General features: G+C 56.4%; 17 protein-coding genes and 1 pseudogene. 7 read left to right on the forward strand and 11 right to left on the reverse strand.

Going from position 1 to position 21,731, the window contains the following annotated elements; all coding sequences use genetic code 11:
* Positions 1-15: 15 nt before the first annotated feature.
* Positions 16-1,095 (reverse strand): cysteine desulfurase family protein, encoded by a 1,080-nt coding sequence (locus ACR0IV_RS04445; RefSeq protein ID WP_480657640.1) that lies wholly within the window; start codon positions 1,093-1,095, stop codon positions 16-18.
* 54 nt (positions 1,096-1,149) lie between these two features.
* Positions 1,150-1,608 (reverse strand): Fe-S cluster assembly transcriptional regulator IscR, encoded by a 459-nt coding sequence (gene iscR / locus ACR0IV_RS04450; RefSeq protein ID WP_480657639.1) that lies wholly within the window; start codon positions 1,606-1,608, stop codon positions 1,150-1,152.
* A gap of 179 nt (positions 1,609-1,787) precedes the next feature.
* Between iscR and ACR0IV_RS04455 the strand changes: the two genes are divergently transcribed.
* The 3 genes from ACR0IV_RS04455 (at position 1,788) to typA (ending at position 5,098) form a co-directional block, all read left to right on the forward strand.
* Positions 1,788-2,441 carry an alpha/beta hydrolase gene (locus ACR0IV_RS04455; protein ID WP_480469767.1) on the forward strand — a complete coding sequence of 218 codons (654 nt, stop codon included), beginning with the start codon at positions 1,788-1,790 and terminating at the stop codon, positions 2,439-2,441.
* Positions 2,441-2,686 carry a hypothetical protein gene (locus ACR0IV_RS04460; RefSeq protein ID WP_480469766.1) on the forward strand — a complete coding sequence of 82 codons (246 nt, stop codon included), beginning with the start codon at positions 2,441-2,443 and terminating at the stop codon, positions 2,684-2,686. Before ACR0IV_RS04455 ends, ACR0IV_RS04460 begins: the two co-directional genes overlap by 1 nt.
* Before the next feature lie 594 nt (positions 2,687-3,280).
* Positions 3,281-5,098, forward strand: a complete 1,818-nt coding sequence (typA, locus tag ACR0IV_RS04465) for a translational GTPase TypA (protein WP_480657637.1) — start codon at positions 3,281-3,283, stop codon at positions 5,096-5,098.
* Between the two features lie 221 nt (positions 5,099-5,319).
* On the opposite strand, the pseudogene ACR0IV_RS04470 reads toward typA, so the two are convergent.
* Positions 5,320-5,835, reverse strand: a pseudogene (locus tag ACR0IV_RS04470) (hypothetical protein); the annotation flags it as partial.
* Between ACR0IV_RS04470 and ACR0IV_RS04475 the strand changes: the two are divergent.
* Positions 5,760-5,927 carry a pentapeptide repeat-containing protein gene (locus tag ACR0IV_RS04475; RefSeq protein WP_480733882.1) on the forward strand — a complete coding sequence of 56 codons (168 nt, stop codon included), beginning with the start codon at positions 5,760-5,762 and terminating at the stop codon, positions 5,925-5,927. The pseudogene ACR0IV_RS04470 and the gene ACR0IV_RS04475 overlap by 76 nt on opposite strands.
* A 73-nt stretch (positions 5,928-6,000) precedes the next feature.
* On the opposite strand, the gene ACR0IV_RS04480 is transcribed toward ACR0IV_RS04475, so the two are convergent.
* The 4 genes from ACR0IV_RS04480 to recA all read right to left on the reverse strand — a co-directional run bounded on the left by ACR0IV_RS04480 (position 6,001) and on the right by recA (position 11,172).
* Positions 6,001-6,621 carry a transglutaminase-like cysteine peptidase gene (locus tag ACR0IV_RS04480; RefSeq protein WP_480657636.1) on the reverse strand — a complete coding sequence of 207 codons (621 nt, stop codon included), beginning with the start codon at positions 6,619-6,621 and terminating at the stop codon, positions 6,001-6,003.
* A 341-nt stretch (positions 6,622-6,962) separates the two neighbouring features.
* Entirely contained in the window at positions 6,963-7,253 is a 291-nt protein-coding gene (locus ACR0IV_RS04485; RefSeq protein ID WP_480657635.1) for a DUF1330 domain-containing protein, read from the reverse strand.
* A 1-nt stretch (position 7,254) separates the two neighbouring features.
* Entirely contained in the window at positions 7,255-9,927 is a 2,673-nt protein-coding gene (gene alaS / locus ACR0IV_RS04490) for an alanine--tRNA ligase (protein WP_480657633.1), read from the reverse strand.
* A 180-nt stretch (positions 9,928-10,107) separates the two neighbouring features.
* Positions 10,108-11,172: a recombinase RecA gene (gene recA, locus ACR0IV_RS04495; RefSeq protein WP_480469761.1), complete on the reverse strand. Its 1,065-nt coding sequence runs from the start codon at positions 11,170-11,172 to the stop codon at positions 10,108-10,110.
* A 190-nt stretch (positions 11,173-11,362) separates the two neighbouring features.
* Here recA and ACR0IV_RS04500 point away from each other — a divergent pair, with 190 nt between their 5' ends.
* A complete protein-coding gene (locus ACR0IV_RS04500; RefSeq protein ID WP_480469760.1) occupies positions 11,363-11,956 on the forward strand; it encodes a gamma-glutamyl kinase in 594 nt (197 codons plus the stop codon).
* Here the strand turns inward: ACR0IV_RS04500 and ACR0IV_RS04505 are convergent.
* The 3 genes from ACR0IV_RS04505 to guaB all read right to left on the reverse strand — a co-directional run bounded on the left by ACR0IV_RS04505 (position 11,953) and on the right by guaB (position 16,980).
* Complete coding sequence (locus tag ACR0IV_RS04505; protein ID WP_480657632.1) at positions 11,953-14,238, reverse strand: ATP-binding protein; 2,286 nt, start codon at positions 14,236-14,238, stop codon at positions 11,953-11,955. The genes ACR0IV_RS04500 and ACR0IV_RS04505 overlap by 4 nt on opposite strands.
* A gap of 104 nt (positions 14,239-14,342) precedes the next feature.
* Positions 14,343-15,503 (reverse strand): RsmB/NOP family class I SAM-dependent RNA methyltransferase, encoded by a 1,161-nt coding sequence (locus ACR0IV_RS04510; RefSeq protein WP_480469758.1) that lies wholly within the window; start codon positions 15,501-15,503, stop codon positions 14,343-14,345.
* 28 nt (positions 15,504-15,531) lie between these two features.
* Positions 15,532-16,980: an IMP dehydrogenase gene (guaB, locus tag ACR0IV_RS04515; protein ID WP_480469757.1), complete on the reverse strand. Its 1,449-nt coding sequence runs from the start codon at positions 16,978-16,980 to the stop codon at positions 15,532-15,534.
* Between the two features lie 215 nt (positions 16,981-17,195).
* Here guaB and ACR0IV_RS04520 point away from each other — a divergent pair, with 215 nt between their 5' ends.
* Both ACR0IV_RS04520 and ACR0IV_RS04525 read left to right on the forward strand, forming a co-directional pair.
* Positions 17,196-19,241: an ASKHA domain-containing protein gene (locus tag ACR0IV_RS04520; protein ID WP_480657630.1), complete on the forward strand. Its 2,046-nt coding sequence runs from the start codon at positions 17,196-17,198 to the stop codon at positions 19,239-19,241.
* Positions 19,242-19,265: 24 nt separating this feature from the next.
* Positions 19,266-20,123, forward strand: a complete 858-nt coding sequence (locus ACR0IV_RS04525; protein WP_480657628.1) for a class I SAM-dependent methyltransferase — start codon at positions 19,266-19,268, stop codon at positions 20,121-20,123.
* Positions 20,124-20,696: 573 nt separating this feature from the next.
* Here ACR0IV_RS04525 and ACR0IV_RS04530 read toward each other — a convergent pair.
* Positions 20,697-21,710: a hypothetical protein gene (locus ACR0IV_RS04530; RefSeq protein ID WP_480657627.1), complete on the reverse strand. Its 1,014-nt coding sequence runs from the start codon at positions 21,708-21,710 to the stop codon at positions 20,697-20,699.
* Between the last annotated feature and the right edge of the window lie 21 nt (positions 21,711-21,731).

Here is a 21,731-nt window from a genome sequence, read left to right on the forward strand (position 1 = left end):
ACACCCTCCGTCTGATCACGCGGCACGCGCGCGATGCTTTTTCTCTTTTTCGAGCCACGCTTCCGCGAAACGCAGCACTTCTTCTTTCGTCGTCTCAGGCCCCAGCGAAACGCGGATCGCGCTCGATGCAACCGTCTCATCAAAACCCATTGCAGTCAGGACCCGACTTGTCTTGACCTTGCCACTTGAACAGGCCGAACCCGCACTGATAGCGAAGCCTGACAAATCCATCTGCATGACCTGTGTTTCGCCCTTCCAGCCGGGCGTCGCAAAACACATGGTATTCGGGAGTCGCTCCTGATCTTTCCCGACAAAAATAGTAGCTTTAGAGTTAGCCTCAAGAGCGTTTTCTAGAATATTTCTAAGTTCTCCGACTTTTGACCAAACACCATCAGCCAGATCGCGCATTGATGCCTCAATAGCCGCGCCTAAACCTGCTATACCAATCACATTTTCCGTGCCGGACCTACGTCCCATCTCCTGACCGCCGCCGCTGGCCAAGGGCGCGATATCCAGCCCTTGCCTCAGAATCAGAGCACCAACACCCTTTGGCCCGCCGATCTTGTGCGCTGAGAGGACAGCCATATCCGCCCCGCTCCAGGCGAAAGAAAAGGGAATGCGCCCAATGGCCTGTGTCACGTCCAGCAACAACCAATCCGCGCGCCGTGCGCCATAAGGCCACTGATTTTCTACCCTTTCTGGGGTTTGCGAAATAATCCCGGTCTCAGAGTTCGCAAGGCCCATTGCCAATGTATGGCCGGGGCCAAAGGGTCGTTGCTCACAGTTGGACAGATCGATATGCGACCAGAGCGCATCATGCGCGGTGGTCTCGACGAACACATCGCAATCCTCGGGGCGATTTTCCAGAACCCGTGCGGCCTCAGTAGCGCCAGAGGTAAAGATGACTTCTTCTGGACGGCAGCCCACCGCCTCTGCGACCTGTGCCCGCGCACGTTCCACTACTGCCTTTGCTGCACGCCCTTCTGCGTGCACAGACGACGGATTCCCCATCACATCCATCGCCGCCGCCATGGCTGCGCGTGCCTCTGGGCGCAGGGGCGTTGTGGCATTGTGATCCAGATAAACACGTTTCATGGATACATCTTTTCTGGTGTCAGCGTGGGGCACATAGGCATAAGTCGCATCGGATCAGTCGTCCACGACCGCGAACAGGCTCGGCACTGCTGGACAGGGCGCAAGGTCATTCCGGATCACGTCGGACAGGCGTGTCTGGTGCAGAAAAACATAGACATTCGCGCTGAGGCTTTCCCACAACCGGTTGGTCAGCGACTGCGCACGGCTGCCCGAAGACCCGCCCGATGCCCCTGCTCCTTTGTGCATCGCATCCACGGTCTCATCCACGGCTGCCAAAACTTCGACCACCCGAATATCAGATGCCGGGCGCGCCAGACGGTATCCACCACCCGGACCGCGTACGGAACTGACCAGTTCGGCCCGTCGCAGCTTGACGAACAACTGCTCAAGATAGGGAAGCGAGATATCCTGACGTTCGGAAATCTCGCCAAGCGTCACAAGCTTATCGGGCGACTGCAAAGCGATATCGGCCAGCGCAACCATCGCGTAGCGGCCTTTGGTCGACAGCTTCATTTCATTCCCTCTCGGCAAGAACCGCGCGAAAACATTGACGTCGGTGCAGCCAATGCGTATCTCCCACTGGCAGCGTTATGACGCGACAATGATGTAATTAGAACCGTTCTAAAGTACCCGAGAATTACCGTCAAGATAGTCTCGGGGCCGCTACGGTAAAAAACAGGACAAAAGCACATATGCCCGAGGTGATTTTTCCCGGACCCGAAGGACGCCTGGAAGGCCGCTACCACCCGCAAAAGGAAAAAGACGCACCGATCGCCATCGTGTTGCACCCGCATCCTCAGTTCGGCGGGACGATGAACAATAAGGTTGTCTATAACCTGCATTATGCCTTCTACAACATGGGCTTCACCGTGCTTCGCTTTAACTTCCGCGGCGTGGGCCGCAGCCAGGGCGAATACGATCAGGGCGTTGGTGAACTGAGCGATGCAGCCTCGGCGCTGGATTACCTGCAGTCGATGAACAACAACTCGAAGCACTGCTGGGTTGCCGGTTTCTCATTCGGGGCCTGGATCGGGATGCAGCTGCTGATGCGCCGTCCCGAAATCACCGGCTTCATCAGCGTATCGCCGCCTGCAAATATGTATGACTTCTCGTTCCTGGCACCCTGCCCGTCTTCGGGCCTGATCATCAATGGCTCGGCTGACCGTGTGGCGCCGCCAGCAGACACCACTTCGCTGGTGGGCAAGCTGCACGAGCAGAAAGGGATCACCATCACCCATCATGAGGTCGAAGGTGCGGATCACTTCTTCCAGGACCGTCACATGGATACGTTGATGACCGACGTGACCGACTACGTGAAACGTCGCCTGACCGAGAACACGCGCTGATGTCTGACACCATCAATACCCTGGCCGCCAAGCTGGCCGAGGACACGATGAAGGTCATGGATGAAACAGGAGATGAGCGCTTCTTTGTTGAGGTCGGCGAGGTTCTCGGGGCCGCCTCACAATCACTGGAAGAGGCGTTTCTGACCGAAATCCGCGTTCGATTGGCCGAGCGCAAAGCGCGGCAGTTTGTTGTGAAAAGACTGTCGCAACATCGCTCGAAGCTCAAAGCAATTGAAAAGCAGTGACCAGATTTCCTGGCCCATGCTTTGAAACGAAAAAAGGAGCCCGAGGGCTCCTTTTCTCTACTATCGTTCGATGGGCGCTTAAACTGGAATACCCGTTAACCGCTCAACATTCTGGGCTGCATCAATGTCGACGGACCCCCCGTCTGCAAGCCACCCCAGCGCCACAATCAATACCGAAACGATAATGACAGATTTTGCAAAAGTCGTCATATTACCAAACTCGTTAAAAATTCACTAAAAACCATGTTGTACTTAACACGATAGGTATCTTTCGGAATAGTCGGGTTTCCCTTACCTTTGGTAAACCCCACCTTGGATCGACTTGTCCTCGTGCGGACGGTCATCCCGGTTAACATTTTCTGTACGATCCGTGCCGGACTCGGAACCATCCTGACCACACCGATCGCGTTTCTTGTCTTCACAGCCGACGGCTGAACTGGCCCATAATCATTGGGCTGGCTATGATACTGGGCGGTATCCTGATCATCTGCCTGTTTTCTGCCGCAGCCAGTCACTGACCGCCGGTTAGGGCTGGCATATTTCTCCGCACCACGTTATGCGCCGGGCAACTTCCCGTTCAAAGGCTGACCTCTCATGGACCTGCGCAACATCGCAATCATCGCTCACGTGGACCACGGCAAGACGACTCTGGTGGATGAGCTACTCAAACAATCCGGCGCGTTCCGGGAAAATCAGGCCGTGGCCGAGCGCGCCATGGACAGCAATGACCTGGAACGCGAACGCGGCATCACTATTCTGGCCAAGGCGACGTCAGTCGAGTGGAAAGACACGCGCATCAACATCGTTGACACGCCCGGTCACGCCGATTTCGGTGGAGAGGTCGAGCGTATCCTCAGCATGGTTGATGGTGTTGTCCTGCTGGTTGATGCCGCCGAAGGCCCGATGCCCCAGACCAAGTTCGTAACCTCCAAGGCACTGGCTCTGGGCCTGCGCCCGATTGTAGTGCTGAACAAGGTCGACAAACCAGATGCCGAGCCCGACCGCGCATTGGATGAGTGCTTTGACCTCTTCGCCAATCTCGGTGCTGACGATGATCAGCTGGATTTTCCTGCGATGTACGCCTCAGGTCGCTCGGGCTGGGCAGATATGGAACTGGACGGTCCACGCGAGGATCTGACTGCACTGTTCGATCTGATCGTCGACCACGTCCCTGCCCCGAAACAGATCGAGCAAAAAAGCGAACCGTTCCGGATGCTGGCCACTACATTGGGCAGCGACCCGTTCATCGGCCGCATCCTCACCGGTCGCGTCGAGAGCGGTACATTGAAAGCGGGCGACAGCCTCAAAGCGCTCAGCCGTGACGGAACTCTGATCGAGAATTTCCGTGCTTCGAAAATCCTGGCGTTCCGTGGTCTGGCACAGCAGCCGATCGACGTCGCAGAAGCCGGTGACATCGTCACCATCGCAGGTATGAGCAAAGCCACCGTGGCAGACTCGCTCGTCTCTCCACAGGTTGAAGAGGCCCTGCCCGCGCAACCCATCGATCCGCCGACCATCACGGTGACATTCGGCATCAACGATTCTCCGCTGGCCGGTCGCGACGGCAAGAAAGTTCAGTCTCGAGTAATCCGCGACCGCCTGAAGAAAGAAGCTGAATCGAACGTTGCCATTCGCATCACAGACACCCCCGGCGGCGAAGCCTTCGAGGTTGCCGGCCGCGGCGAACTCCAAATGGGTGTTCTGATCGAAAACATGCGCCGCGAGGGGTTCGAACTCAGCATATCACGCCCGCAAGTTCTGTTTCGCGAAGAAGATGGCCAGCGATTGGAGCCCATCGAGGAAGTCACGATCGACGTGGATGACGAATATTCCGGTTCGGTCATTGAAAAGATCACAGGTGCGCGCAAAGGTGAACTGGCCGAGATGCGCCCCGCAGGCGCAGGCAAGACCCGCATTATCGCCCACGTCCCGTCGCGCGGCCTGATCGGTTATCACGGAGAGTTCCTGACCGATACCCGCGGTACGGGTGTTCTGAACCGCGTGTTTCACGGTTGGGCGGCGCACAAAGGCCCGATCCCAGGCCGTCGCGCGGGTGTTTTGATCTCAATGGAGAACGGTCAGGCGGTCGCCTACGCCCTTTGGAACCTTGAAGAGCGGGGCCGCATGTTTGTCGGACCGCAGACTGATGTCTATCAGGGCATGGTGATCGGTGAGCATTCGCGCGACAACGATCTTGAGGTAAACCCGCTGAAGGGCAAAAAGCTGACCAATGTGCGCGCCAGTGGCTCGGACGATGCGGTTCGCCTCACTCCGCATGTTCAGTTTTCGCTGGAGGAGGCCATCGCCTATATTGATGATGACGAACTGGTCGAGGTGACACCGAACGCCATTCGTCTGCGCAAACGTTACCTTGATCCGCACGAACGCAAGAGGATGTCCAAATCCGCGTGACAGCGCAGTAATCTTGTTCACAGATTGGAAACAATGATACAATCGTGGCAATTTTGCGTCATATCGAGACGTCTACGAAAAACGAAGACCCGCCTCATTGGCGGGCTTTCTATTTGATTTTTAATCAATTTTCAGAACCGCATTTCTGTCAAGGAGCGAGACCACCCTGCCTTCCCCTTGTCAAAACGTCAAAAAAACGATCACTTTATGTTCAAAGTATGTCATCGCTTCAGTATACCGCGATGTAGTTGATGTAATTTACGAGTTCCAAGGAGAGGCGCCATGCGCATCAGATCCAAACTGCTATCTTTTGTTTTCGTTTCCGCAACACTTCCTTTCATGTCGGCCGGAGCAGCCCAGGCCTCAGACATGTGCACCGTCAAAACGGCTAAGCAATCTGTATCTTCGACCACCCTTTGCGCTTGCGATGTCGTGAGCTCTCGGATGGTCAGATACATACAGCGACGGGCCGACTTTGAATCAATACTCGAGCAAACCTTGCTGGATTGCCCAGCTTTTGCTGCCATATTGACCGACCTTCCAACCGCATCTGTTGGCTTTGCTGAAAAGAGAACCGGCGACGGTCGCGACGATGAGACCTTCGGCGACGATGACGGGCCTGACGACAATGGTGACCCGGACGTCGAAACGGATCCTGATCCTGAGTCAGACCCGCCTAAGTCGGACCCACCTAAGTCGGACCCACCTAAGTCGGACCCGCCTAAGTCGGACCCGCCTAAGTCGGACCCGCCTAAGTCGGACCCACCTAAGTCGGACCCGCCTAAGTCGGACCCGCCTAAAAACAACGACGCATAATCCTACGGCTTAGTGAAGCAACGTCTTGAAACTGGACTACGCTTAGAGGCTATGTATTCGGTGATTGAGCTAGGGGCAAAGTGCTCCTAGCTCCGTCCATAGACTCCAACCCAGCGACGTGGCTGCTTTGGATCTTGCATACGCAAGAACAGATACCGCGTTTCCGACCATGGCTTGATCCGGTTTGTCAGATTATCCAAAACCAGATCACCCTGGCTCGAGCGAAACACCAGAACTGCATGAGAATTTCTGCGCGTATCCAAAACAGTCGCAATCAACAGCTTTCGTGGATCGATTCCGGCTTTGATCAGGTCCCGTTTCTTAAGCAGCGCAAAATCTTCGCAATCGCCGCCCAGTGAGGTCGGAAGCGCCCAAAGCTCGCGGGTCTTGTATTGGGATTGGTCCGTCACTTCGCGTGTCGAGGCATTCACACGGCGATTGATCTGCTTGACCAGTTTCATTTCCTGTTCGCTGGGCATCGCAGCCCCAGCCTTATACGAACATGCCCAGGCATATTGTCTGCACAATTGCTGCGCGCCCGACGGCGGCGGTGTTGTCACAACGCTTGGGATAAAGGCAGCGTCCCGGGCCCATGCATTCGAACCATACAGCAGAGCGCTTCCAACCAGAGCAGCCAAGCCGCAATGGCCACCAAACCTGATGGCGCGCTTGCCAAAGGCTTTTACAATAGTGCCAACCAGTTTCATGCCTGTCCCTCAAGTTCCGTTCAATCCAAGCGATCAGCGTGGCTCAGAACCCTATCTGCTCACGGGAAAATATCCGTAAACTGCGGGCAGCACGCAATCATTGAAGAATTTGTCGAGGAAAAGCGGCGGAAATTCGTCGTTTTTTGTGACCATTTCCGCACCAGATCATGGCGCAAGCGCCACATTCAGTCGGCAGAATGCTCCAATCGCACCCGCACAAGCAATTGTATTATATTACTTTTATCCGATAAATCACCACTACACGACAGCACTATCAGGCTGTCGTGCCTTAGAGCTTCGCAATCACATAAAAGTCATGCGGTTTCGGAGGTAAGTGATTCTCAATCGGTGATTTCGACCACGACTAACTCTCGTTCGCTGGCACCGCGCGCATGATCGAGCGCCTTTTGGTATTCGGCAGAATGATAGCAGTCTACAGCGGCCACAAGAGAAGGAAACCGGGCAACCACATTACGAGGCCGCTCTTTCCCTTCCAACTGCACATAGCGGGCAGCACGGGCAATGAACTCCCCGCCATGCGCCGCAATGGCCGGACCGGCGAGTTCGGCGTATTTCCCGTAAGCGTCGGCGTCAGTAACCGTGACATGTGCAATCCAAAGTGCTGCTGGCATCTTATCCTCCCAATACCTGTTCGGCAGCTTTGATGGCTGCGTCTGCGTTCGAGGCATCTTTGCCCCCGCCCTGCGCCATGTCAGGTCGACCGCCACCGCCTTTGCCACCCAGTTCTGTTACTGCTGCCTTGACCAGATCCACCGCCGACACTTTGTCGGTCAGGTCAGAGGTCACGCCCGCAGCCACGGCCGCTTTGCCGCCCGTATCCGCGATCAGCAGAACTGCCCCCGATCCCAGACGGCTTTTGTGTTCATCAATCAGCGCGGGCAAATCCTTGCCTGATACGCCAGTCAGCGACTGGGCAAAAAACGCAACGCCATTCACCTCTCGGGCATCGGCGCCACCACCCTGCCCTGCACCGCCGGCCATTGCCAAATCGCGGCGTAGCTGAGCTACCTCGTTCTGCAGCGCTTTACGTTCATCCAGCAGGGATTTCACGCGCGCGACGACATCATCCGGTTGAGCCTTCAGCTCCAACGCAATTGTCCCCAAACGATGATCCTGCGCCGACAGATATTTGAACGCTTCGTCACCGGTCAGAGCCTCGATCCGTCGGACACCCGCGCTGCTGGCACTGTCACCCAGCACCACGAACGTGCCGATATCACCGGTCTGACGTACATGAGTGCCCCCGCAAAGCTCAATCGACCAGGTTTCACCATCCTGCCCTTTGCCCGTGGGTGCCTTGCCCATAGAAACAACGCGTACTTCATCGCCGTATTTCTCGCCAAACAACGCTTGCGCACCCAAGGCGCGCGCGTCATCGGGTGTCATGATACGGGTTTCAACAGCCGAATTCTGGCGGATGAAATCATTCACCTCGCGTTCGACCTTGTGAATTTCTTCTAAAGTCAGAGCTTTGGAGTGGCTGAAATCGAACCGCAGACGTTCAGCCGCGTTCAGCGACCCGCGCTGCGCAACGTGATCACCAAGCGTTTCTCGCAAGGCTTCATGCAGCAGATGCGTGGCCGAATGGTTGGCACGAATAGCCGTGCGACGGGCGTGATCGACCTCAAGTTCGACCGCATCGCCTTTGGACAGCGCACCGCGTTCCACGGTGACTTTATGCGCATAGACTTTGCCGTCGGCGAATTTCTTTGTGTCTTCGACGCGAGAGATATCCTCACGCTCTTCCAGACGTCTGATCTCACCTGAATCCCCGACCTGGCCACCAGCCTCGCCATAGAAAGGCGTCTGGTTAACGATGGCCCATCCAGTGCCGCCCTGCTCGATCTTGTCGACCAATGCGCCATCTACGACCAGCGCGGCAATCTGCCCCTCGGCCTTCTCGGTGTCATACCCCAGAAAATCGGTGGCCCCTGCCGTATCCAATACGTCGAACCAAACAGCCTGATCAGCTGCTTCGCCGGATCCGGCCCAAGCGGCGCGCGCCTTGGCTTTTTGCTCGGCCATCGCCGCATCAAAGCCATCGGTATCAACAGTCAGGCCTTTCTCGCGCAGCGCATCCTGTGTCAGATCGAGCGGGAAACCATATGTGTCATAGAGTTTAAAGGCTGCGTCACCAGGCAAAGCTGCGCCTGCAGACAGGCCTGCAACCTCGTCGTCCAACAGCTTGAGGCCACGGTCGAGGGTTTGCTTGAACCGCGTCTCTTCAAGCAGAAGCGTTTCTTCGATCAAAGCTTGAGCCTGACCGAGTTCGGAATACTGGGCACCCATCAGCTGCACCAGCGTCGGCACCAGCAGGTGCATGATAGGGTCCTTTGCGCCCAGTAGATGCGCATGACGCATGGCCCGTCGCATGATCCGACGCAACACGTAACCCCGCCCGTCGTTGCTGGGCATCACCCCATCCGCAATCAGGAACGAGGTCGAGCGCAGGTGATCCGCGATCACCCGATGATGCACGTTCTGATCTCCATAAGGGTCAACGCCGGTGGCATCTGCTGACGCCTCAATCAGCGTTTTGAACAGATCTGTGTCATAGTTGTCGTGGCTGCCTTGCAGCAACGCACCGATCCGCTCCAACCCCATGCCGGTGTCGATGGACTGCATGTCGAGTTCCACCATCGAGCCGTCCTCGAACTGCTCGTTCTGCATGAAAACGATGTTCCAGATTTCGATGAACCGGTCGCCATCTTCTTCAGCCGAGCCCGGAGGACCACCCCAGATGTGATCGCCGTGATCATAGAAAATCTCGGTGCACGGGCCGCAGGGGCCGGTCGGGCCCATCTGCCAGAAATTGTCGTTGGTGGCGATGCGGATGATCCGGTCTTCGGGCACGCCGACTTTCTTCCAGATTTCAAACGCCTCATCATCGGTGTGATAGACTGTTGTCAGCAGACGGTTCTTATCGATGCCGAATTCCTTGGTGATCAACTCCCAGGCAAACGGGATGGCATCGTGCTTGAAGTAATCCCCGAACGAGAAATTCCCCAGCATTTCAAAGAACGTATGGTGACGCGCAGTATAACCCACATTGTCCAAATCGTTGTGCTTACCACCGGCGCGCACGCATTTCTGCGCCGTGGTTGCGCGGCTATAGTCCCGAGTCTCGAGGCCAGTAAACAGGTTCTTGAACTGCACCATGCCCGAGTTCACGAACATCAGCGTCGGGTCATTGCGCGGGACAAGCGGGCTGGACGCCACAACTTCATGGCCTTGCTTGGCGAAGTAGTTCAGAAAGGTTGATCGGATATCGTTCAGCGTGGGCATTTGGGCTCTCTCGACGCGCATTCACTAGGGTCTGCGAAGGTTTAGCCCCCCACCTCGGGAGTGTCCACAGCATTGGCTACCCCGAAACGAAACAAGGCGGCCCCGATGGACCGCCCTGTTCAAGGTATTCTCGGCACCATCGGGGTGCCGGGGGATTTCTACTGTTCCCGTCAGCGTTTCTTATGCCTCGAGGATATCATCCTCTTCCGCTTCGGGCGGCATCTCGAAATCCAGACCGTGGGCTGCACGAATCTTGTCCTCAATCTCCAGCGCAGCTCGGGTGTTGTCGCGCAGATACTGCTTGGCATTCTCACGCCCCTGCCCGATCCGCTCATCCCCATAGCTGAACCACGAACCCGATTTCTCGACCACACCGGCCTTGACGCCCAGATCCAGCAGTTCGCCCATCTTGCTGATGCCTTCGCCATACATGATGTCGAATTCAACCTGCTTGAACGGCGGCGCGACCTTGTTCTTGACGACTTTCACGCGGGTCTGGTTGCCGACCACTTCGTCACGATCCTTGATCGCACCGATGCGGCGGATATCCAGACGGACCGAGCTGTAGAATTTCAGAGCATTACCGCCGGTGGTGGTCTCCGGGCTGCCGAACATTACACCGATCTTCATCCGAATCTGGTTGATGAAGATCACCATGCAGTTCGAGCGGCTGATCGAGCCGGTGAGTTTCCGCATCGCCTGGCTCATCAGACGAGCTTGAACACCCACATTGCTGTCACCCATATCGCCTTCAAGCTCAGATTTCGGCGTCAGCGCCGCCACCGAGTCGACCACGACCATGTTTACCGCGCCCGACCGCACCAGCGTATCGGTGATCTCCAACGCCTGTTCGCCGGTATCGGGTTGCGAGATCAGCAACTCATCCAAATCAACGCCCAGCTTGCGTGCATATTGCGGGTCCAGCGCGTGTTCCGCATCGACGAAGGCACAAACACCACCGCGTTTCTGCTGTTCTGCAATGCAATGCAATGTCAGCGTTGTCTTACCCGAGCTTTCGGGTCCGTAAATCTCAACAATTCGCCCCATCGGCAAACCACCGATTCCCAGCGCAATATCCAACCCCAGCGAGCCGGTCGAGCTTGCATCGATATCCTGCTTGGCATCCTCGCCAAGCTTCATGATCGAGCCCTTGCCGAACTGCCGTTCGATCTGCGCCAGCGCGCTGTCGAGCGCCTTTTGCTTGTCTGCGTTTTTCTTGTCGCTCATTGTCAGAAGATCCGCCATTGTCCTGTCACTATCCCTTTTGTCACACCCTTTGACGGGCGGCAATCGCTGCTTTGTTCGCCTCTTGTTCCTTATGGGACCAAAAAGAGAACATTTCAACTAAAACTTATGAAACCCACTGTTGAGCAATTGTGTTAAAGAGTCGTTTACGACAATCTGCGACACGAAAAGCGTTGAAGAGAAAAGATAAATGCTTGTGTTTTACAAAGAGCGTCTGGCGCTTTTATCCGTTCCCAAAACCGGCAGCACCGCCTATCAGACCGCATTACGCGACCGGGCCGATATCGTCGTCTCTGGTCCGACGGATCTGAAACACGCGAACATGCGCCGCTTTGACCGGTTCTTTCAAACAATGTTCCGCAAGATGTTCGACACCGAGATGGAGGTGATGGCTGTGGTCCGCGAGCCCATCGATTGGCTGGGCAGTTGGTATCGGTACCGCACCCGGTCCGAGCGCGCGGGACACCCTTATTCAACGCAAAGTCTGAGTTTCGACGAATTCCTCAACGCCTATATGAACACGCCACGCCCGGCATTTGCGGATGTCGGATGCCAATCCGATTTTTTCAGACCGCGCAGTAACGGTGCCGGGGTCACTCATCTATTCAAATACGAGAATCAGGACCAGATACTGGCGTTTCTCCAGGATCGTCTGGACTGCGAAATCCATCTGACATCCGAGAATGTCTCACCAGACCGACCGTTAGATATGTCAGCGCAAACTGAACAGCGCTTTCGATCGTTAAACGCGGCTGAATTCACCCTGCATCAATCTGCGCGTTAACTCAGCTGTTGGAACACAGCCTCGGTCAACTGCGTGAGTGAGAAAGGTTTGGGTAGGAAGGTCGAGTTCTCGATTTCAGGCCCGGATTCGCCAAAGGCCCCTTCGGTGTAGCCAGACATAAAGACAACTTTGACATCCGGGCGCGACTGTCGGGCTTCGCGTACCCAGGTCGGACCGTCCATGCCCGGCATGACCACATCGGTGACAAAAACATCCACAGACAAATCGGGGTCTTCGAGAAGATGCAGCGCGTCCTCGGCTGATTCCGCTTCGAGCACCGTATAGCCTTTCAGCCGCAAAGCCCGCGTTGCAAAGGCCCGAACCGGCGCTTCGTCTTCGACCAGCAGAACCACACCTTCGCCCTGCCGTGCGACTTGTTCTTCCTGAACGATGGGCACCTCAGGCTCAGTGGCTTCAATCGCAGCCGCCACCGGCAATAGGACAGTAAATTCGGTGCCTTTTCCCCGCACGCTGTCGACGAAAATGAATCCTCCGGTTTGCTTCACAATCCCATATACAGTGGATAGGCCAAGCCCCGTACCTTCGCCTGTGCGTTTGGTCGTGTAGAAAGGTTCGAACACTTTTTGCAGCTTGTCCGCGGGTATTCCCACACCACTGTCGATCACCTTGACCGTGACATATTCTCCGGGCTGGACGGTTGCCCGGTCACGCGTAAAGGGCCGGTCCAGAGATAAGACTTCGGTCTCGATCCGAATCTCTCCACCTTCCGGCATCGCATCCCGCGCATTCACCACGAGATTCATCAGTACCTGCTCAAGCTGACGCTTGTCTGCACATACGGGTTTCAGAACAGGGTCATGGCTGAGTGTCAGCCTCACTTTCTCACCCACCAGCCGGTTCAGCAAGTGGATCAGATCCGAGATTGTGTCACGCAAATCCAGCGTCTCGGGACGCAAGGTTTGTTTACGCGAAAACGCCAGTAACTGGCTGACCAGAGCCGCCGCGCGGTTGGCATTCTGGTTGATCTGCACCAGGTCACCATAGTTCGGATCATTCTGATCATGACGTAACAGCAACAGGTCGCAATGACCTGAAATCGCAGTCAGAAGGTTGTTAAAGTCATGCGCAACGCCGCCAGCAAGCTGCCCCACCGCCTGCATCTTCTGTCCTTGCACAAACTGCGCTTCAAGCGTCTTGAGCTCGGTCGCATCATTCAGGACAGCAATCAGACCAGCCTGCCCTTCACGCTGTATTCGCGAGAGCGTGACTTGCACGAAAACCTCTCTGTCTCGCCGCGTCAGACGCAGGAATTCGGAGCGCGGCCCAGCATCCTGCTCCATCGTGCGGGTCAGCCAATCCCGGATTGGATATCCCAGCCCCTGCATCATTGCCTCAAGATTGGCGCATCCCGGCCTAATCTCGCCGATCAATTGGCGTGCAAGAGGGTTGGCCTCAAGGATCTGCCCTTCGGGAGCCAGCCGCATGATTGGAACAGGCAGATCAGCGAACGAAGCCAGATCGGATGCAGGCTCTGCATTTTCAAGTGGTATCATCAGAAGTTCACGGGATGACTCTCTCTTCCGCAGAGTTGCGACAATCACGCGTCTTTTTCCACTCTCCGTCTCCATCTGTTGGATGCCATCGCGACCGTCGTTGGAAAGCACCTGATCAGCCGTAGCGGGAGATTTGCCTAGCAAATCAACTGCGCTTTTGTTCAGGTCCAGCACGACATTGTCGCGTCCTACGGTCATGATCGGAACCTCAAGATCATTCCAGAAGCTGCCAGCACCCAGTGAGATGCGCCAGCAAAACCGATCTTCGTTCAACATCGACACCTCAATCGATACCGATTGCCCACGTGTAACGATTTCTCTCCGCGCGAACCCCTTTGCCTTGGCGAGAGTTTGAAGGCTGAGCAAAACAGCTGCTGGGTTGGCCACAGCAGATCGTAGGCAGTCTTCCAAACGATTGCCTGCGGCTGCCTTATAACGCGCCGCAGCACATTCATTAGCGATCAGGACGCGTCCGGTTGCATCTGCCACCAAGCAGGTCGCGCCCTGATGATTCAGGTATGTTGAAAGATATGTAAGCGCCTGCAGTTCCGATCGGCGTGAAAACCAAGCGCGCGCGATCTCAAGAGTTCCGACCGACAGAAAGGAAACCCCGATCGTTGCGGCCATGACGTTCCAAGGCCGCGGCAACTGCCCGAACAGCGAGAGCACGCACAAAACGATGGCGATCACCCCGAGTGAGGCATATCGCGCACGCGCACCACTCCATCGCTCTGAGCCACTGGAAAAAACAGCAGAAATACTGGACATAAACAGCTCATGTTAAGTCAATTTTTGACCAATATCGGCCCGCAATGGTTAACTGCCGCTTAACAAAATCACGGCGTGAACTGCCTATGGTTGATTTTATGTAATCAAGATCGCGTCAAGTGCGCGGTGTAGAATCCATCCGTTCCGTGGGAAACTAGCCACGATCTGCGCAGACCCGATTGCCACTCAGGGTAGTCCTTAAGAAACCTGTCGACCACTGCATCATTCTCAACAGTCAGCATAGAACAGGTGGCGTAGGCCAGCACGCCGCGTGCGGCAACCAGGGGTGACACATCTCGCAGAATGTCTGCCTGAATGCTGGAAAGATCTCTCAAACGCTCGGGCGTCAGCGCCCACTTCCCGGCGGGCGCCCGCCGCCAGGAACCGCTGCCCGAACACGGCACGTCCGTCAAAACGATATCGAACGGCGCTTGTTGAGCCAGCTGGTCCGATTGCAAAATAGTCACCTCTGCACCCGCTCTTGACGCTCGGGCAGGCAGATCGCGCATACGACCGGGATTGGCATCGTGGGCAAAGACCTGCACGCCCTTCGAAGCCGCCAGCGCCAGCGTTTTACCGCCCCCGCCTGCACAATAATCCAGAACCCGCATACCGGGCTGAAGGTCGAGCGCCGCGACGACCGCCTGACTTGCAGCATCCTGCAACTCAACGAGCCCCCTCTTATAAACATCGCTCTGCGCGATCTTGCGCTCCCCCTCTGCGACCTCAAGCGCGGTATCACAAGCGGGATGTGCGCTTGTCTGAATGCCGCCCTCTGAGAGTAGACGGATCACATCTTCACGCTCTACCTTTGCTCTGTTGACGCGCAGATGCACGGGTGCGCGAGATTGCAGCGCGATGGCGGCGGCCTCGGCCTCATCGCCCAATGCCTGCTGAAATTCAGGCCAGAGCCATTCGGGGATATCCAAGCGCTCGGCCTCTGACTGGAACACCCGCGCTTGATCACCGTCGGAGATCGGTGCAGGCGCAAACCGTTCACCTGTGAATAGTTGAGCGGGATCACCACCCGACGAGCGGAACGCGCCGATCATCAACCCGCGCCCTGTCTCTGCGCCGCCACACGCCGCGAAAGACCGTTTGCAACGAAGCGCGCCAAACACGTGATCACGGACCGCCGCGCGATCCTTTGAGCCCGCAAAACGGCTCTGCCTGGCCCAGCCCGTCAGCGCCTTTTCGACAGGCGCACCAGACAGTATCTGATCCAGTATCTCAATCGCGGCCTGCACGCGCGCTGCCGGGGTCATCGTTGGCTCCGATCCTGATCAGGCCCGATCACATCACGCGATAGTTCGGGCTTTCCCGCGTGATCTGAACATCGTGCACATGGCTTTCCTTCAGACCCGCGCCTGTGATTTTGACGAAGTTGCAGTTCTTTCGCATCTCGTCCACCGTCGCACATCCGGTATAGCCCATCGCCGCACGCAAGCCGCCGACCAGTTGATGGACAACTGCGCTGGCCGATCCCTTATAGGGCACCTGCCCCTCTATCCCCTCAGGCACCAGCTTGTCGTTGGCCGCGTCCTTCTGGAAGTATCGGTCCGCCGAGCCACGCGCCATTGCGCCCAAACTTCCCATGCCGCGATAGGATTTGAACGAGCGACCCTGATACAGGATCACCTCACCCGGGCTTTCATCGGTGCCCGCAATCATCGAGCCGACCATGGCGCAAGAGGCTCCCGCCGCGATTGCTTTGGCAAAATCGCCCGAGAATTTGATACCGCCATCCGCAATTACAGGAACGTCACCTGCCGCGGCAGCACAATCCATGATTGCCGTCAGCTGAGGCACCCCGACACCCGCAACCATCCTTGTCGTACAGATGGAGCCCGGTCCGATGCCCACCTTGATCGCATCCGCGCCAGCATCAATCAGCGCCTTGGTCGCTTCGGCGGTGGCAACATTGCCTGCAATAATCTGCACCTCATTCGACAGCATCTTGGCGCGTTTCACCGCATCCAGAACCCCTTGAGAATGGCCATGTGCAGTATCCACAACGATAATATCGACGCCGGAATCCACCAGTTGCTCGGACCGTTCAAAGCCGGCATCACCCACAGAGGTCGCCGCGGCCACCCGCAGACGACCCAGGTGGTCTTTGCAAGCAGTGGGGTTCAGCACGGCCTGTTCAGTGTCTTTCAGGGTCAGCAGGCCGGTCAGTTTGCCACTACCGTCGACAACCAACAGCTTTTCGATCCGGCGGGCCCGCATCAGGCTTTTGGCTTCTTCCAGATCGGCGGGTTCTTGCAGCATCGCGAGGTTGTCCGAGGTCATCATCGCCTTGATCGGCGTATCGTCCGAGGTTGCAAAGCGCATGTCCCGGTTCGTCACGATGCCGACGACCCGCCCGTCGCCGTCAACGACAGGGAAACCGGTGAAGTTATACCGCTCGACCAAAGCCTGCGCATCCGCCAGTGTCTGATCCGCCCGCAGCGTCACCGGGTTGTAAACGATGCCGGATTCGAACCGTTTAACCCGGCGAATCTCGCGCGCCTGTTCTTCGACCGAAAGGTTCTTGTGGACAACACCGATACCCCCGGCCTGCGCCATTGCAATGGCCATGCGCGCCTCGGTCACCGTGTCCATCGCCGAGCTGAGCAGCGGAATGTTCATGGTGATCTCACGCGTCACGCGCGTGGTGGTATCTGCCGTAGCCGGAAGCACCGAAGATGCGCCCGGAACCAGGAGAACGTCGTCGAAGGTGAGTGCCTCACGAATCTGCATCTGAAAACCCCATGCAAAAGCCCGTTTGGCGGTGACCCTATTACATGGATTTCACCCGAGGGAAAGCCCTGAACCCAAGTTGTTTTTCCATGCGGGGCTTTGCCGCGCCCGAAAACGACGCAAGCGGTGCAAAACGTGCCGCTGAATGCCCTTTCCCTTTTCGCTCAAACCCATATCTTCCGCGGCATACGCGCGAATACAAAGGCAGGCCTTTCATGACCACCGATCCTCTTGTCGTCTTCACCCCTTCCGGCAAACGCGGGCACTTTCCCATCGGCACGCCGATTCTGACCGCAGCACGTCAGCTGGGCGTTGATCTGGATTCGGTCTGCGGTGGGCGCGGCATCTGTTCGAAATGCCAGATCACCCCCAGCTATGGCGAATTCCCCAAACACGGCGTCACCGTTTCCGATGACGCCCTGAGCGAGTGGAACGCGGTCGAGCAGCGCTATGACGACAAACGCGGTCTGAAGCCGGGTCGCCGATTGGGCTGCCAGGCGTCGGTACAGGGTGATGTGGTGATCGACGTCCCACCCGAAAGCCAGGTCCACCGTCAGGTCGTCCGCAAGGCCGCTGCTGCGCGTGCGATCATCATGGACCCGGCCACGCGGCTCTATTTCGTGGTGGTAGAAGAGCCTGACATGCATTCCCCAACCGGTGATCTGGAACGGCTGGAACGCGCCCTGCGCCAACAATGGAACATAGAAGCCGTCACCGCCGATCTGTCCCTGATGTCCAAGCTGCAGCCCGTGCTGCGCAAGGGCAAGTGGGAGGTCACCGTGGCCGTCCACAAAGGCCACAAGGATGACGTGGCCCGTATTGTCGAAATCTGGCCCGGTCTGCACGAGCAAGGCCTGTATGGTCTGGCCATCGACCTTGGCTCAACAACCATCGCTGCGCACCTGACGGATCTGGAAACCGGTGAGGTCAAGGCTTCATCAGGCCTGATGAACCCTCAGATCCGCTTCGGCGAAGACCTGATGAGCCGCGTGTCTTACGCCATGATGAACCCCGGCGGCGACCAGGAAATGACGAAAGCCGTGCGTGAGGCGATCAATGACCTGACCACTTCGATCGCCGAAGAAGCCGGAATTGACGCGGCACTGATCGTAGAGACGGTGTTTGTGTGTAACCCGGTGATGCACCACCTGCTGCTGGGTCTGGACCCTGTCGAGCTGGGCCAAGCCCCGTTTGCGCTGGCCACGTCCGAAAGCATGTCCCTGCCTGCGCGCGAGATGGACCTGACCGCCATGAACCCGCGCGCGCAGGTCTATATTCTGCCCTGTATCGCGGGCCACGTCGGCGCGGACTGTGCCGCCGTGGCCTTGTCGGAAGAACCCGGCAAATCCGACGACCTCGTTCTGATTGTCGACGTCGGTACCAATGCGGAAATCTTGCTAGGCAACACCCACCGCGTTCTGGCCTGTTCTTCGCCCACCGGCCCTGCATTCGAGGGTGCGCAGATCAGCTCGGGCCAGCGTGCTGCGCCTGGTGCGATTGAACGGATTGAGATCGATCCTGTCACCAAAGAACCTCGCTTCTGCGTGATCGGGTCTGAGAAATGGTCGGACGAGGACGGGTTCGATCAGGACATCGCCACCACCGGTATCACCGGCATCTGCGGATCGGGCATTATCGAAGCCGTGGCCGAAATGCGTATCGCTGGCCTGCTCGACGAGAGCGGTCTGATCGGATCCGCTGAGCAGACAGGCACCGCGCGCTGCGTTCCCGAAGGGCGCACCCATGCCTATTTGATCCACGATGCGAGCGCCGAAGGCGGACCGCGCATCACCGTTACCCAAGGCGACATCCGCGCAATCCAGCTGGCCAAATCCGCACTCTACGCCGGTGCGCGCCTGCTCATGGATGAAATGGAAGTCGACCGGGTCGATCGTGTCGTTCTGGCCGGTGCATTTGGTGCTCATATCTCGACCAAACACGCGATGGTGCTGGGCATGATCCCTGACGCGCCGCTGGACAAGGTCTCAAGCGCGGGCAACGCCGCCGGAACCGGTGCGCGGATCGCGCTGTGCAACATCGGATCACGCGCCGAAATCGAGCGCGTCGTGCGAGGAATTACCAAGGTCGAAACCGCCATCGAGCCCAAGTTCCAGGACCATTTCGTCGCCGCCAACGCGATCCCTCATAAAACCGATCCGTTCCCGGAACTGGCGCAGGTCGTCACCCTGCCCGCGCCATCCTTCAACACCGGCGGCGGGGATGAGGAAAAGTCTGGTCGTCGACGTCGCAGGAGGTCATAGTCGCCCCAAACGGCGGAGGGCAACATGCTGACGATCAACGGAGATCAGGAAGAGTTCTGGGGCAAGTCCGAAATGGGCACGCGCTGGCTGACTTTCGAAGATCAGCTGGATCACCTCTTCACTCCCGTTCTGGATCTGGTCCTCGACCGTGCCGCGTTGTCCGATGGAATGCGCGTCATCGACATCGGCTGCGGCACCGGAGCTAGCGCACTGCGGGCCTCACAGCAGGTTGGTTCCGACGGCCATGTGCTGGGTGTCGATATTTCGGAACAGTTTCTGGAACGGGCGCGCAACCGCGCGGCCCGTGCCCAACTTTCCAATCTGGCGTTTCAATATGCCGATGCACAGGTCGCTGATCTGGGGACAAACAACTGCGACGCCATGATCTCGCGCTTTGGAGTCATGTTCTTCTCAGACCCGGTTGCGGCCTTTGCAAATATGGCACGCGCGCTGAAGCCCGGCGGACAAATGACATTCGCGGCCTGGGGCGGTCTGTCTGAAAACCCGTGGTTCAAAATACCGCATGTCGCTGCTGTCAAACGATTGGGCCAACCTCCTAAGGTAGACCGAAACGCGCCGGGGCCGTTGGCCTTTCACGACCGCGACAGAGTCGCAGGTCTTATGTCCTCTGCCGGATTGACGGATATAAGGGTCAAGGCGATCCCCTTGATGCTCTCTGGCCCAAAGACCGTGGCGGACGCAGCCTTGTTGTGCACCCGCGTTGGCCCGGCGGCGCGGGTTGTCGCTCATTTCGAGGGCATGCAAACGGATGTCGACGCTATCGTCGATGCCGTTGCCGAAGAATTCAAAGCATACCAAACGTCCGAAGGCGTGAAGATCCCTGCTGTAATAAACCTGCTACAGGCGCGTGTGGCCCAGTGATGGACGGAAAATGGGCCGCGTAGCGTATACCGTGTTGTAATAGAAAGTTTTTGCAAGTCGCAGTGAATGCTGCAATTTTGGCAAACGTCGCCTGTATCAGTTGGCAGCAGATTTTCGCAAACGATCACAACTTAAGTTCAAGTCTCATATGCGTAGGGCAAAAAAAATATTGCGCGAAGCATCAACCACCTTTCCACACAAGAGAAATCATAAGTAAGTTCCGAACTTATCATCCAGGTGGAAGATGACAGTATCTAATTGAAGCGCGGGCTGGTGCACCGTGGTCCTATCGCAATCAACTCGACGACGAACGGCAGGACATTGGCCTTAGATCTTATCCGGATACTTCGCCGTCCAACACCAGCATATATCGGTCAAATGGCTTGCATATTTACACGCACATAAGCGATCTGTTGATAAGTAGCTCTCAGCACAAACAAGTCGAATTCAAATAGAAATGAACAAACATGTTCGCCGCTTGGTTTGTAAACCATACAACAAGGATCCTTCTCAAATCACTTGTTCTGAACCTACGCCCACCAGCTTCCGTTCAAACCAACAAATGACCTGCAATCAATCCAAATCAAGATCGTGAAGTTTAGAATAAAGGTACTCACCTATTGCCCGTGAACCGAGCGCGGTAGTGTGGATTGGATCATAGAAATCAATCGCTAGGTTAAACTCAATTTCTGTCAAAAGATCGAGGCAAATGGCACCCAGTTTCTCACACTCTTCCATTTGTGCTTCCGCCAAAGCACGTTCAATCCGATAGAAGTCGACACCGTTCAATGTTTGAAATTCTTCCGGTAGTTGATGACGAACCAATTCGAAGGAATCTGGCTCGTATTTGGCGATGCCGAAAATTTTCCCATCGCGACGGTCCCATCGGGCACTTCTCTGCGTGACAAAAATCGGCTCTGCACCGAATTCACGGGTCATTCGGTCTAATTCTGCGATGCGCTCGGCGTAGCTATCCAGTGAAGTGCTGAAAATGTCAGACAAAGGGGCAGAAATCAGCGGCTCTGTTACAAGAGGTTCGTGGTCAGCGATATTCGTCCTGTTTAGTTCATTAAGTGCATGTTCTTCTGAAAGAGCAGTTCTCGATATTCTATACAATTGATAGAATATCGACTTGTCTTTGATAAATGCCTTCAGATCGTTATAGGTGCTATCTTCCAATGCAACCACATCATACGAAGATTCAGGCTCAGACTTGAGAAGATCGTTTATTCCAACATAAAATAGCACGTAGCGTGCACTGAGACCTGGTATTTTATTAAACCAGGAAGTGAAGTTGGCCATATGCCCGAAGGTTGACTGACCATCAATACCTGCATTGGCGATCGAAACATCCTTGCCATCATCAGCAAACAACTCGCGCAGAGTGGCTTGATAGGTCTCTGAATCGTCAATCCATCTCTGATCGGTCGTGGAACCGACAACCGTCAAAATATCAATTTCTGATACGTCCCCCTCCAATCCACGAAATCCAAATGAGTCACGGGTACACGTGATCGTGGATTTACCGACGTGAACTGGATTATCTTGTACATTTTTGAAGTTTCTAACCTGGGTGAACTTCATCATAGCATGCTTCTCAGAGAACCA

This window comes from Ruegeria sp. C2, from assembly GCF_056537765.1.